The 14,055-nt window shown below is 43.9% G+C and carries 7 protein-coding genes and 1 pseudogene; 5 read left to right on the plus strand and 3 right to left on the minus strand.

Annotated features, from left to right (window positions below):
• The first annotated feature begins 701 nt into the window (after positions 1-701).
• The 4 genes from priA (at position 702) to kdpC (ending at position 8,410) form a co-directional block, all read left to right on the plus strand.
• On the plus strand, positions 702-3,314 hold the full coding sequence (priA, locus tag NOS7524_RS11800) for a primosomal protein N' (protein ID WP_015138715.1): 2,613 nt from the start codon (positions 702-704) through the stop codon (positions 3,312-3,314).
• Between the two features lie 341 nt (positions 3,315-3,655).
• Positions 3,656-5,338 carry a potassium-transporting ATPase subunit KdpA gene (gene kdpA, locus NOS7524_RS11805; RefSeq protein WP_015138716.1) on the plus strand — a complete coding sequence of 561 codons (1,683 nt, stop codon included), beginning with the start codon at positions 3,656-3,658 and terminating at the stop codon, positions 5,336-5,338.
• Positions 5,339-5,433: 95 nt separating this feature from the next.
• Positions 5,434-7,539, plus strand: coding sequence for a potassium-transporting ATPase subunit KdpB (gene kdpB / locus NOS7524_RS11810; RefSeq protein WP_041555286.1), 2,106 nt, complete (start codon positions 5,434-5,436; stop codon positions 7,537-7,539).
• Positions 7,540-7,810: 271 nt separating this feature from the next.
• Complete coding sequence (gene kdpC / locus NOS7524_RS11815; protein ID WP_015138718.1) at positions 7,811-8,410, plus strand: K(+)-transporting ATPase subunit C; 600 nt, start codon at positions 7,811-7,813, stop codon at positions 8,408-8,410.
• 109 nt (positions 8,411-8,519) lie between these two features.
• Here kdpC and NOS7524_RS11820 read toward each other — a convergent pair whose 3' ends face one another.
• Entirely contained in the window at positions 8,520-9,233 is a 714-nt protein-coding gene (locus NOS7524_RS11820; protein ID WP_015138719.1) for an ROK family protein, read from the minus strand.
• A gap of 213 nt (positions 9,234-9,446) precedes the next feature.
• On the opposite strand from NOS7524_RS11820, the gene NOS7524_RS11825 reads away from it, so the two are divergent.
• Positions 9,447-10,244, plus strand: a complete 798-nt coding sequence (locus NOS7524_RS11825) for a creatininase family protein (protein ID WP_015138720.1) — start codon at positions 9,447-9,449, stop codon at positions 10,242-10,244.
• A 60-nt stretch (positions 10,245-10,304) separates the two neighbouring features.
• Here NOS7524_RS11825 and NOS7524_RS11830 read toward each other — a convergent pair.
• Both NOS7524_RS11830 and NOS7524_RS31095 read right to left on the minus strand, forming a co-directional pair.
• Positions 10,305-10,613, minus strand: a pseudogene (locus NOS7524_RS11830) (DUF4351 domain-containing protein); the annotation flags it as partial.
• Positions 10,614-10,730: 117 nt separating this feature from the next.
• On the minus strand, positions 10,731-13,709 hold the full coding sequence (locus tag NOS7524_RS31095) for a calcium-binding protein (protein WP_015138722.1): 2,979 nt from the start codon (positions 13,707-13,709) through the stop codon (positions 10,731-10,733).
• Positions 13,710-14,055 lie beyond the last annotated feature (346 nt).

Consider the following 14,055-nt stretch of genomic DNA (forward strand, 5'->3'; position numbering starts at 1 on the left):
TTATTGGTGGATCTTCATAACAGCAATCATAATATTTTTTGGTCTGGTGTTATTAGTTGCTTATAAAATTTATTAATGGTAATAATTGGGCAATTTACATTTCTAAAAAAATGTTTGTATAAAAGCATCTCATAGATACAAAGGGTTGAATATCTATCAATAGACGGAAAAAGGCTATTCCCTATTTAGTAGATGGACAAACTATTTCATAAATAGGTAGTGAGATGGCTTGATTATAAAAATTGAGAACTCAATGATTATCAGTCATAATTTATCTGGGTTTCGTATAATTAACAGCCTCATTCGTCTCATTATCTACAGACTATTATTGCCGTATTTCTTCTACTGTCTTCTGTGTGTTGGCACTGCTGAACGAAGATACACTGGCTTGGTAAGATGCTCCGGTGAGGGGAGGGACTAGAGAGTAGAGTTTGTATCTGAGGGAAGCAAACTATAGATTTATTTCAGATTCTGACATTCGGTTTTTAATTGGGGGCTGCAAATATTTATTGCACGTAAGGGTAGCATCAATTTGTCGGGTTGATTACATAAGAGGAAACTTATCAAGTATTATGAGTGATAAAAGTATTGGGAATTACAATTTACCTCTGGAGAAGGAAATTTTATAGTTGAGGACATTAAGTAAATTTTGCACCTCCAATTAGGTGAGTAAGAATATTTAACTTTAAAATTCAGAGACTATGTATATTAATGAAGTAAATTCACAAAATTTAGTGGTTAATGAGACTAGAGAATTTTACCGAACAGTCAGAAATGTGAATCGCTACGTTGAGGTGTTGGTGGATTGTCCAGGAAATTCCGGATTGTTTACCTATCGATTGCCAGAGCAGTTAGAAATTCAACCTGGGGATATATTAAGTGTACCGTTTGGCGCTCAACAGTTGGGAGCGATCGCCATTCGATTATTGACAGAACCGAATATAGATTTAGCACCAGAAAAAATCCGGACAGTAGAAGATGTTGTGAGTTCCGGTTTTTTCGCCAGTGCTTATTGGGAATTGTTAAATAGAGTAGCATCCTATTATTATACACCTTTAATGCAGGTAATTCGCGTAGCATTACCGCCAGGATTGTTAGGGCGATCGCAACGTCGTGTCCGGTTAATCACTAAAGAAAAAGACCAAATACCTCAGACTCAACTATTAACTACCACTACTTTTTTAAGTCCCACAGCACAGCAAATCCTCCAACTTTTACAAACCCAACCAGCAGGGGATTATAGTTTCGCTTATTTACAACAAAAAGTCAAATCTGCCTATCGAGGCGTGCGGGAATTATTGCGAATTGGCTTAGTAGAAAGTTATTTAGAACCGCCGCGAACAACTCGACCCAAAAGACAAAAAGCAGTCATATTAATTGACACAATTGACCGAGATTTAACCACTCGCCAAAGAGAAATTTTAGAAGTATTGCGAAGACGAGGCGGTGAGTTGTGGCAAAGTGAATTATTGCAAATTACTAATACCAGTTCCTCTACCCTCAAGGCGATGGTAAACAAGGGTTATATTGCCATTGAAGAAAGAGAAATCTTACGCACAGAATCAGGGCAAGCATTAGATGCAGACAAACCAAAATCATTAAATCCAGACCAAGCCAATGCTTTAGCAACTATGCAACAGCTAGAGGGATTTAATCAAGTATTGTTGCATGGGATCACAGGTTCTGGAAAAACAGAAGTATATTTGCAAGCGATCGCTCCACTACTCGCAAAAGGAAAATCAGCCCTAGTTTTAGTTCCAGAAATTGGACTCACACCCCAACTAACTGATCGTTTTCGCGCCCGCTTCGGTAGTAAAATCAGCGTTTATCACAGCGCCCTCTCTGAAGGGGAACGTTACGACACTTGGCGACAGATGCTGACAGGCGAACCCCAAATAGTCATCGGCACCCGCAGCGCCATTTTCGCCCCTTTACCCCACCTTGGTTTAATCATCCTCGACGAAGAACACGACTCTAGCTTTAAACAAGACTCACCCATTCCCACCTACCACGCCCGCACCGTTGCCCAGTGGCGGGCAGAATTAGAAAACTGTCCCTTAGTGTTGGGTTCAGCGACACCTTCCTTGGAAAGTTGGGTGAATGTGGGGATGAGGGAGATGGGGGAGATGGGGGAGATAGGGGAGATGGGGGAGATGGGGGAGATGGGGGAGATGAGGGAGACGATATTTTCCCAGTCCCCAATCCCCAGTCCCCAATCCCCAGTCCCCAATCACTACCTCTCCCTCCCTCAACGCATCAATTCCCGCCCTTTACCACCTGTAGAAGTGGTGGATATGCGGCAAGAGTTACAGGATGGCAATCGTTCTATATTTAGTAGATCACTTCAACAAGCTTTAGAACAACTGCAACAGAGAAAACAACAGGGAATTTTATTTATCCATCGTCGGGGACACAGCACTTTTGTTTCTTGCCGCAGCTGTGGTTACGTATTGGAATGTCCCCACTGTGATGTGTCCTTGGCTTATCACCAAACAGAATCAGGTGCGCCGCAATTGTTGCGTTGTCATTACTGTAATTATGTGCGATCGCATCCCCAAAACTGCCCCGAATGTATGTCCCCTTACCTCAAATTCTTTGGTAGCGGTACTCAACGAGTCGCCCAGGAATTAAGCCGACAGTTCCCTGATTTAACTTACATCCGCTTTGATAGTGATACCACTCGCAACAAAGGCGCACATCGTACCCTACTGACTAAGTTTGCTAACGGGGAGGCAAATTTATTAGTAGGAACACAAATGCTTACCAAAGGATTAGATTTACCCCAAGTAACACTGGTGGGAGTTGTGGCAGCTGATGGCTTGCTGCATTTATCTGATTTTCGTTCCAGCGAACGGGCATTTCAAACCCTCACCCAAGTAGCGGGGAGGGCTGGCAGAGGTGATGATCCCGGTAGAGTGATTATGCAAACTTACACCCCCGAACATCCCGTGATTGAAGCGGTGAGACATCACGATTATCACTCTTTTGTGCAAGCGGAATTAGCTCAACGGCAAGATTTGAATTATCCCCCTTACGGCAGGTTAATCTTATTACGGTTGAGTAGTCTTGATCTCATCCAAGTACAAAATACAGCCCAAATTATTGCTACATATTTAAGTGCTAAGGAAGGATTTGAGATATTAGGCCCCGCACCAGCTAGTGTGATGCGAGTATCAAACCGTTATCGTTGGCAGATATTGCTGAAATTTGATCCCGACACCTTACCCGAATTACCCGATTGGGAACAAGTGCGATCGCTCTGTTGTGATACCGTTAGCTTGACGATAGATGTAGACCCAATAAATATTATGTAGGGGTGTAGGGAGATGAGGGGGCAGGGGAGGCAGGGGAGCAGAGGGGCAGAGGGGCAGAGGAGCAGAGGAGCAGAGGAGAGTTATTATTCCCAGTCCCCAATCCCCAATCCCCAGTCCCCAGTCCCCAATCCCCAATCCCCAGTCTTAAAATTTAATGACTCTTGATGGAAACTTTAAAGATTAGTTAGAAAATTATCAAGACTGAAAACCGTAACCATAGCTAAATGAATTGGGTGGTGTGAAATATTGCCAAATTGCTCACACTCCTCTAGATAAGTAGGTTATTTTTTATCTCTAAGCATTAGCTGAACAGTATTGGCTGAAAGTTGAGCGCGAAATCAATGGGACAAGGTTTATTACAAATTGCCTTAACGCTATGTATTGTGATATTAATCACACCCGTACTGGGCAGATATATAGCGCGTGTGTTCTTAGGAGAAAGGACACTATTAGATCGTTTCATGAATCCTATAGAACGTAGCTTCTACGTACTAGCTGGGATTCGCCCTAAAGATGAGATGACTGGTTGGCAGTATATACGAGCAATACTATACACTAACCTGTGCATGGGGATTCTCGTGTATTCACTGTTATATTTTCAAAAATTATTACCCTGGAATCCCAATGGCTTTGGTGCGCCTAGATGGGATACTATTCTACACACGGTTATTTCATTTGTTACTAATACTGACCAGCAACACTACATTCCTGAGACAACCCTCAGTTACTTTTCCCAAGTTGCGGCTTTAGGATTTTTAATGTTTACCTCGGCTGCTACTGGGATAGCGGTGGGTATTGCTTTTATTCGGGGATTAACAGGCAAAAAGCTAGGTAACTTTTACATTGATTTTATCCGTGCTATTACTAGGATATTATTACCCATTTCGGTTGTTGGTGCGATCGCTTTAGTTTTTCTCGGTGTACCGCAAACAATCAAACCACCTTTAGATGTCACCACCCTAGAGGGAGGAACTCAATACATCGCCAGAGGGCCAGTTGCTTCCTTTGAGATGATCAAAATGTTGGGTGACAACGGCGGTGGCTTCTTTGCTACTAATTCTGCCCATCCCTTGGAAAATCCTAATGGTGCTACTAACTTCATCGAACTCATCGCCATGATTGCGATTCCCGCCGCCATGATTTACACCTATGGTGTGTTTGCGAACAATATGAAACAAGCTTGGCTGATGTTTTGGATGGTGTTTGTGGTGTTTGTTTTGCTAGTGTGGGTAGCTGCGGGTGGAGAGTTAGAAGGTAATCCCCTCGTTTTTAACGCTCTAGGCTTAGAACAGCCCAACTTGGAAGGGAAAGAAGTCCGATTTGGTTGGGCAGAGACGGCACTATGGGCAGTAATGACAACTGCTACCATGTGCGGTGCAGTTAATGGAATGCACGATTCTTTAATGCCCCCAGGACTATTTTCGACTTTATTTAATTTATTTCTGCAAATTATCTGGGGTGGACAAGGCACAGGCACAGCTTATCTATTTGTTTATCTAATTATCACCGTTTTCTTAACAGGATTGATGGTGGGACGCACACCAGAATTTTTTGGACGTAAAATCGAAAAGCGCGAAATCATCCTCGCTAGCGTTGTCTTAATTATTCATCCCGTATTAGTCTTAATTCCTAGTGCCATTGCCCTAGCTTATCCGTTTTCTCTTTCCGGGATTACTAATACTGGCTTTCATGGGATTTCCCAAGTTGTTTATGAGTATGCCTCAGCTAGTGCCAATAATGGTTCTGGTTTAGAGGGGCTGGCAGATGATAGCCTGTGGTGGAATTTAAGCGCCAGTTTTAGCATTTTGGCAGGGCGTTATATTCCGATGGTTGCTATCCTCCTGTTAGCTGATAGTATGTCTCGTAAACAAACAGTACCCCAAACCTCTGGCACCCTCAAAACAGATTCGCTAATATTTACCACTGTCACAGCTGGCATCGTGCTGATTTTGGGTGTGTTGACTTTCTTCCCAGTCTTGGCATTAGGGCCGATTGCTGAAGGTTTGAAAATAGGAGGCAGTTAGAAGATGGATGAGACAAGGTAGACAAGGTAGAGATTCCTGATATTACTTCTCACCTCCCTCTAATTTCCTATCTACCCAACATTACATAATATTCAATAAAGACAGTGGCACCTACCTTTAAAGTCAAAACATCCCGTTCTCGTGCAGGCGATCGCCGTCGAGTCAGCAAAAAAGCCAAAATCAATACTAGGAAACTCTATCTCAGAGCAATTTGGGATGCTTTTCTCAAACTTAATCCCAAATCTGCCATCCAAAACCCGGTAATGTTTTTGGTATGGTTAGGGACTCTCGTCACCTTAGCACTTACCATCAATCCCAATCTGTTCGGCCCCACACAACAACAAAATCCCCAACTTTTCAACGGTATTTTGACGGGGACTTTGTTCTTTACAGTTTGGTTTGCTAACTTTGCGGAAGCCGTAGCCGAAGGACGAGGTAAAGCCCAAGCCGATGCTTTACGCTCAACTAAATCAGAAACGCTCGCCAAAAAACTCTCGCCTGATGGCTCAATTACTGAGGTTCCTTCTACTAGCCTCAGACAAGGGGACACTATTTATATAGTGGCTGGTGATGTCATTCCCGCCGATGGGGAGGTAATTATGGGTGTGGCTTCCGTGGATGAATCCGCCATCACTGGGGAATCAGCACCAGTTTTAAAAGAATCAGGCTCAGATATTGCCAGTTCCGTCACTGGTGGTACACGTATTCTCTCCGATGAATTGATTGTACGGGTGACAGCCGACCCCGGCAAAGGCTTTATTGATAGGATGATTGCCCTAGTAGAAGGAGCAGAACGCAGCAAAACCCCCAACGAAATTGCTCTAAGCGTCTTATTAATAGTTTTAAGCTTGGTGTTTTTATTTGTGGTGGCTACCTTACCTGCCTTTGCCTACCATGCCCAAACTCCCGTCAGCATTCCGATTTTAATCGCCCTCCTTGTAGCTTTGATCCCCACCACCATCGCCGGGTTACTCAGTGCCATTGGCATTGCTGGCATGGATAGAGTCGCCCAATTTAACGTCATCGCTACTTCGGGACGAGCTGTAGAGGCTTGCGGTGATGTTAACACCTTAGTTCTGGATAAAACAGGCACAATTACTTTAGGTAATCGCTTGGCAGAAGAATTTATCCCTATCAATGGCCACTCAATGGCAGAAGTTGCTAGTGTAGCTTGGGTGGCGAGTGTATTTGATGACACACCAGAAGGTAAATCAATTGTCCGTCTAGCAGAAAAGTTGGGTGCAAGGTTTGATTTTGACTTCAACCAAGCCCAAGGCGTGGAATTTTCCGCCAAAACCCGCATGAGTGGAACTAATTTACCAGGGGGAAGAGAAGCCCGGAAAGGAGCAGTAGGTGCGATTAAAGGATTTGTCCGTTCACGTAATGGCCAAAGTCCCCCAGAATTAGATACTGCCTATGAACAAGTTTCTCAACAGGGGGGGACACCTTTAGCGGTGTGCTTAGATAACGAAATCTATGGAGTGATTTATCTGAAAGATATCGTCAAACCCGGTATCCGCGATCGCTTTGACCAATTGCGCCGCATGGGAGTACGTACTATCATGCTCACAGGCGATAACCGTATTACCGCAGCCGTCATTGCTCAAGAAGCTGGCGTTGATGAATTTATCGCCGAAGCTACACCAGAAGATAAAATCACCGTCATTCAACGGGAACAAGCCCAAGGTAAACTTGTAGCCATGACTGGTGATGGTACTAACGATGCCCCAGCCCTAGCGCAAGCCAATGTGGGTTTAGCCATGAATACAGGTACGCAAGCCGCCAAAGAAGCTGCCAACATGGTTGATTTGGACTCAGATCCCACAAAATTGATTGATATTATCAGTATTGGTAAACAACTGCTAATTACCCGTGGGGCATTAACAACCTTTTCTATTGCTAACGATATTGCTAAATATTTTGCGATTATCCCAGTCATTTTTGCGGCTGCCAATCTGCAAAGTCTCAATATTATGAATTTGACCAGCACTAATTCAGCTGTGTTATCAGCTTTGATTTACAATGCCTTAATTATTCCCGCATTAATTCCCTTAGCTTTGAAAGGCGTAAAATTTCGACCCCTAACAGCTAATCAGTTATTACAACGCAATATTTTAATTTATGGTTTAGGCGGAGTGATAGCACCATTTATCGCCATTAAATTGATTGATATGTTGATTACTGCCGTGGGATTGGCGTAAATAGGGAATGGGCAATAGGCAATAGGAAAATTTTACTGGTTTGAGCGGTTATTTAGTCAGAAGGTATGAAAACAGAAATTGATGGCTTTAGTCCGAGCATCATTAGTCATTCACCAAAAATACAAAAAATAGTCTCTTTCCCTATTCGCTCTCACCTGTAACCTGTCACCTATCACCTGTCACCTATCACCTGTAACCTGTCACCTATCACCTGTCACCTATCACCTGTAACCTGTCACCTATATTTCTGAGATTAACTGGAAAATTATATATGTCTTTTATTAGAGAAATCACCAGAGCTATTCGCATTACCCTGTTACTGTGGTTAGTGACAGCAATCATTTATCCTCTTGCTGTTTTAGTTATTGGTCAAGGTTTATTCCCATTTCAAGCTGATGGTAGCATCATGCAAAACATAGATGCTCAACCAATTGGTTCAGCTTTAATTGGACAGGTATTCATTTCCGAAAAGTATTTTCATAGTCGTCCTAGTGCTGTGAGATATTCTCAAGGTAGAAAAGCCAAACCAACTGGTATCTCTGGTGCTAGCAATCTTGCTCCTAGTAATCCAGAACTTATCAACCGCATCATTGAACAAGCAAATAAACTGCAAGAAGAAAATATTCAACCTTTAGCAGATTTAATTTATACTTCTGGCTCTGGTTTAGATCCTCATATTTCCGTGAAAGCAGCGCAACAACAAGTAGAGCGAGTAGCTCGCGCCCGTGATGTCAAAGAAGATGAAATCTTACGTCTAATGAATAAATATACTGACGGGAGATTTTTAGGGATTTTTGGGGAACCAGGGGTTAATGTTTTGCGGTTAAATTATGCTCTGGATTTGCAAGATATTAACCGTCAACCAAGTTAGGGATTGGGGACTGGGGACTGGGGATTGGGCGCAGGATTTTTCTTCCTCTGCTCCTCTGCTCCTCTGCTCCTCTGCCCCCCTGCCCCCCTGCTCCCCTGCCTCCTCCCCCCTACCTCTCATCTCGCCACAAAGCGATACCACCTAATAACCCAGTAATATTTGGAATCAGTCTCACATTTAAAGGTAACTGAAAATTTACTCTGACGGCTTCACCGCCGCCAATATACAGGTAATCATAATTAAACAACCTCTGCAAAGATGCGATCGCCTTTTCTAAACGACGATTCCATTTTTTCTGCCCAATTCTGTCTAAGGTTGCTCTTCCTAGTTGTTCCTCGTAAGTTTCATTCTTGCGAAACTGATGATGTCCCATTTCCATGTTCGGGACTAATTTCCCATCGACAAACAAAGCCGAACCAAAGCCTGTACCTAAAGTAATTACCAACTCCACACCCTTACCTTTAATTGCCCCAAACCCTTGCATATCTGCATCGTTAATTACCCGTACAGGTTTATTTAACCTTTGCAATAGTGCTGTTTCTAAATCAAACCCAATCCAATCGGAATGTAAATTTACTGCTGTTTCCGTCACACCAGAGCGCACTACACCAGGAAACCCTACGGAAACTCGATGAAACTCACCTTGAGCCGCCGCTAACACCATGATGGCATTGATGACTACTTCTGGTGTTGCAGGTTGGGGTGTATCAACCCGCGCCCTCTCTGTGACAGCGTTACCTGTGATATCTAACACCATTGCTTTGACACCACTACCACCAATATCAACTGATAAAGTGCGAATTGAACCATTATCCTCGACCATTGATTATCCTCCTAGTAAATGTTTAAGATTTGGTTATTATGCGCTGAAGTGGGGACTGGGGGATAGGGGATACTAAAGAAGCAGGGGGAGCAGGGGGAGCAGGGGAGGCAGGGGGAGAAAAATTTCATGCTCAATTCCCCGCTAAGATCACAATGATGCGATAGTAGTAAGCGAAAGCTGCGTTCTTTCATTTTGAATTTTGAATTTCCCAAAATGCACAGTTTTATTCCCCCAGAACGGTTTTTTCCCTACCTTACCTGGACTGAGATTCAGGCTATGCCGAATAAGGAAAATGTGGTAATAATTCAACCAGTGGGGGCAATTGAACAGCACGGGCCTCATCTACCACTGATTGTTGATGCTGCTATTAGTGTGGGAGTTTTGGGAAAGGCTTTGGCAAAGCTGGATGCTCATATTCCTGCCTATGCTTTACCCCTTCTTTATTATGGTAAGTCTAACGAACATTGGCACTTTCCGGGGACGATAACTCTCAGCACAGAAACACTCACAGCCACAATAATGGAAGTGGCAGAAAGTATCTACCGTGCTGGATTTAGAAAGTTGGTATTGATGAATTCCCACGGGGGGCAACCCCAAGTTATGCAAATGGCGGCGCGGGATTTACACGTTAAGTATGGCGACTTTGCTGTATTTCCGCTTTTTACTTGGCGTGTACCACATATCACTAAGGAGTTGCTGACACCAAAGGAAGCAACCCAAGGTATGCACGCAGGTGACGCAGAAACTAGCATTATGTTGGCAATTCTACCTGATCAAGTGAGGCTAGATCAAGCTGTGGCAGAGTATCCCCCAGAACAGCCAGAAGGTAGTTTGTTGAGTTGGGAGGGGAAATTACCTGTGGCTTGGGTAACAAAAGATATTAGTAAAACTGGTGTGATTGGTGATGCGACTACAGCTACTAAAGAAAAAGGCGATCGCATTTTAGAATCAGTCTCTGATGGTTGGGTAGCAGTAATTAAAGAAATTTATAATTTTCGCCAGCCTGCTTAAGATTATGGGATGCAGCCTACGGTGGGGTGTATCCCATCGCCTCTAGAGATGTCTATTGGGTCAATTTTTGATATTTTGTTCTAGCCAAGCTACTAAATCAGATACATTCGTAAAATCTAAAAATTCTTCTCCTAATACTTCCAACTGTTCCGTAGATAACACCCTCAGACGCTCAATTATGGATGAATCTATTTCTCCAAATCGCCGATTTAACTGACGCTGTAAGAAACGAACAGCTTCTTTCTTTTCTCCTCGTTGCTCTCCCTTGAGCAAAATATCCTGATAAATGACTGATTCCTGCATCATTTCCTCGCTCAATAATCGACGAATAAAATCTTTCTCAAACTTTAACCCTGCTAAAATCTCTGTGGCTGATTACCACCAGCTATCAAAGGTAATATACCAGAAGCGATCGCCTTGAAGTGTGGCGTAAGCGCATCGCTTCTGGTATTGAAAGTACAAATTAATATTTAAGTTGGCAAAGATTTAGACAACTTGAAAACTAGCATTAGTTAAAGCTACTCGATTGGAGAACAGTGCAATTTGCACTTGGTTAGCACCACCCACACCGTCAGCATCATAGAACAATTCGCCTTTAGCTTGATTATAGATGAAGCGATCGCTTGCTTGTGTCGCATCTATTCCCAAGGAGAACAAACTTGCATCTAATGTTGTTCCTGCACTCAGTCCAAATTCATCTCCAGATAGATGAATAATATCATCTGCTAGATTGAAATCCACCACAGTATCAAAGCCACCAAAGAGAACACCAGTTAAATCAAAGATATCTGCACCCCGGCCACCTACTAATCTATCAAAACCTAAACCACCGATGAGTACATCATCTCCATTACCGCCAGATAGTTGGTCATCACCATCTAAACCTAATAGGAAATTGTCAGCATTATTACCGTTGATTCGGTTATCTGCATCGTTACCTATACCAAACATAGCTTGATTACCCACCAAAGTCAGGTTTTCCAGGTTATCACCTAAATTCCAATCAATCACAGAGATGACTGTATCTATCCCAGCATCTGGGGCTTCGATAATCTCATCTAGTCCACTATCTACTTCGTAAATATCATTACCCAGACCACCCTCTAATCTATCATCACCAGTACCACCGTCTAATCGGTCATTGCCGTTACCACCAATGAGAATATCATCACCACCTCTACCCATCAGCCAATCATTACCATCTCCACCATGTAAAGTGTTAACGGCATTATTACCGACAATGTGGTTATTCAAGGCGTTACCAGTACCATCAATAGCAGTACCAATGAGGGTGAGGTTTTCTACATTGGCGCTATTGTTCAAATCCCAAGTAATGGAAGAGTTAATTTTATCAGTTCCTTCTCCCTCTAATTCAATTACTTGGTCGTTAATGCTGTCTACAGTGTAAATATCATTGCCAATACCACCTGCTAAGGTATCATCACCTGCTCCACCATCGAGGTTATCGCCGCCTTCACCACCGTTGAGGGTATCATTGCCGGCACCACCATAGAGGAAATCATTACCATCTCCACCACTGACACTATCATCACCTTCACCACCGAAGACGTAATCCGTACCAGTACCACCATCTAGGGTATCATTACCATCTCCGCCAAAGATGTAATCATTGCCGTCTAAGCCGTTAATGGTGTCGTCGTTGTTTGTGCCTCTGAGGATGTCTTTGCCTGATGTCCCTTGTGTTGGTGGATTAATGGAATCGTTATCAGTAATGCTGACATTAACCGATGTAATGCTGATGCCGTTGTAGTTGCTATCACTGCTAGTGGCTGTGTGCTGGATAGTGCCTGAGTGATTACCTTCAGCTACGGTATCATCTACGGCGGTGACTGTAACTACCTGAGCTATGTTCCAGTTTTGGGGTGTGAAGGTGAGAGTTGTGGGACTGGTTGTGAGTTGAGAGCCAGTATTAATATTGATGGTGACATTGCTTGTTGGTTGCCCATTCAGGACAACTGTATAAGTATCAGTTGCTCCACCTTCGGTAACATCAGTGCTACGGCCGCTTGGAGTGATGGTGACACCTGCATTATCGTTGTCGGTAATAGCAACGTTAAGGGGAGAAGAGGTGATACTGTTGTAGTTGCTATCGGTGCTAGCGACTGTGTAAGTGATACTACCTGAGTGATTACCTTCTATTGTGAGATCATCTACTGCCGTGACTGTAACTGTCTGGGGTACGTTCCAGTTTTGGGGTGTAAAAGTGAGAATTGTAGGACTGGTTGTGAGTTGAGAGTCAGTATTAATAGTGATGATGACATCGGCTGTGGGCTGAAGAACATTGAGGACGACTGTGTAAGTATCAGTCGCACCACCTTCAGTAACATTGGTACTGCCTCCAGTGTGAGTGATTTTTACGAGAGTATAAACATTATTAGTTGCAGTATCATCAGCCGCAAGATTGCCGTTGAAAGTTGTTCCCGTAGATGAGACTGTGGGTAAAGTAGATGGCATGGACTGGTTATTGCCGTTGGTGTTAGTGGTGGACTGCATGATAAATATCCCGCCACCTAAACCCTTACCATTATTAAAACCTGTACCACCTGTGGCCGTGTTGTTATTAAAAGTGGTATTGTTCAGGGTCAATGAACCACTACGCATAAATATACCGCCACCCATCCCAGCACCGCCGCCGCCGTTGCTGCTTGTGCCACCACCGTTGAGGCCATTGCCACCGCCAAAGCCACCGATAGTGCCACCTGCTCCTTCTCGACTGCTGCCGCCACCGCCGCCGTAGCCGCCAGCACCGCCGACGTAGCCACCATAGCCACCACCAGCACCGAAGCCGCCGTTGCCTCCTGTGTGGCCAGCACCGCCACCACCACCGCCGAAGCCGCCAGAGTTGCGGTAGTTGCCGCCACCGCCGAAGCCACCGTTGCCACCGCCACCATAGTTGCCATTGCCACCATAGCCACCAAAGTCGTTACTGCTATTTCCAAACAGACCACCGCCGCCGTAGCTGACGCTATTACCGAACATCCCAGCACCACCGAAACCGCTACCGCCACTGCCAGTACCACCTAGTGCTTTGTTATTGCTAAAGGTGACATTAGTTAACGACACGCTGCCATCATAGATAAACAAACCGCCGCCCATACCAGCACCGCCGCCACCCCTTCGACTATCTCCCCCTTTAGCCATGCCATTGGTGATGGTTAAATTAGAGATGTTCACCGTGCCGGACAAGATAAACAAGGGACGAACATCACCAACATCAGTAACACCATTGTTATTGGCATCACCGCTAATACTATTACCATTCCCAACAATAGTAATGTTGCTGTTAATTAGAGTCTTCATGACTCCTGTAACTCGCACATTATTAGCCAGGGTAATGGTGTCATCTCCCGCTAGTTGATTCGCTTGTAAAATAGCCCAACTCAAAGTATTTGCTTGAGAGCCAGTACCATCATCAGTTGCTTGGTTGACTACAAAATCTGCCATATAATTGCTCCCTTGATTGTGGTTGTATAAGTGATACAAATCCCGATAGAGATTTGTCCTCAATCAAGTGCTTGAAATCGTCACAGCACTTAATTCAGGTTTAATCACACTGAGTTAATGTTTTACAGTCTTCTTGTTAGTAGCAAAACGTTTTAGATCCCCCTAAATCCCCCTTAAAAAGGGGGATTTAAATTCCTGTTCCCCCCTTTTTTAAGAGGAACTTAAATTCTTGTCCCCCCCTTTTTCAAGAGAAACTTAAATTCCTGTCCCCCCCTTTTTAAGGGGGGTTAGGGGGGATCAAAACGATACGCAACAAGGTGATCAGATTTGTGATTACACCGTAGCT

The sequence above is a fragment of the Nostoc sp. PCC 7524 genome (assembly GCF_000316645.1).
Taxonomy (GTDB): domain Bacteria; phylum Cyanobacteriota; class Cyanobacteriia; order Cyanobacteriales; family Nostocaceae; genus Trichormus.